The sequence below is a fragment of the Vibrio sp. 1249-1 genome (genome assembly GCF_033340495.1).
Window position 1 is genome coordinate 1 of record NZ_JAWOWJ010000259.1, and the last position, 904, is coordinate 904.

A 904-nucleotide genomic window follows, 5' to 3' on the forward strand; every position below is an offset into this window, starting at 1 on the left:
AAATAATTTTAGTCGATTGCTGATAGAGTGGGACTGCTTTGGTTTAAAAGAAAGTAATGAGTAATTTAACGTAACACATATAAACAGCACTTAAAAAAGCCTCCCGAATGGGAAGCTTTTTGGTTGTGATAGCTCATTCGTAGCAAGCTACTAGAAGTTATATCTCATACCAACTGTCACACCTTGAATGTTGATATCTACACCATCAAATTCAGCAGACCTGTATCTGTAGCCGATAGCAAGGTCTACATTGTCAAGCATGTAACCTACTTCCAATCCTGCTTGATAAGAGAACTTGGATTCTGATTCAGATATACCGAAGACGTTGGTTTCGCCCTTTAATGAACCAACGCCAAGAATGAGTGCGCTATATAATTTATTACCTTTATCTATAAACTTAGGGCGTGCGTTAATATAAAAGGCATCACCTTTAACACTGGCATCTTCATTAAATTCAGCTTCACCAAAATGTTGGTATTCTAACTCCACACCTAAATCTACATTAGGGTGAACTGCAAAATTATAACCAGCATACACCCCTCCACCTAAGTCGTTGCTTTCATCAATAGTTGCAATACCAGCATCTAACTCAGTATTGTGACCTACAAGTAAATTGCCGCCGACATAAAAATGGTCTACCTCGTTTGCACTTGCACTTGCACTTAAGAGTGCTAGTAAAATCAGTTTTTTCACTTTAAGTCCTTATAGTTGATTTGGAGATATTATGCATGCATGGGAGTATCGTTAATAGCGAATATTTAACGTAACGCTCGTTGTACGAATCCCCAAGGTCGCTAGTGTAGGCGACCTTTTTACAACTGGCAGATACGAAAAACGCCTCCCATTGGGAGGCGTTTTTCTTGAGGACGTTCATTACCTTAGAAAAGGATCGTTGAGATCCATG

Annotated in this window: 1 protein-coding gene; it reads right to left on the minus strand. The window is 39.0% G+C overall.

Annotated features, from left to right (window positions below; genetic code table 11):
- Window positions 1-150 precede the first annotated feature (150 nt).
- Entirely contained in the window at window positions 151-693 is a 543-nt protein-coding gene (locus R7Z50_RS25700) for an outer membrane protein (protein ID WP_225462611.1), read from the minus strand.
- Window positions 694-904 lie beyond the last annotated feature (211 nt).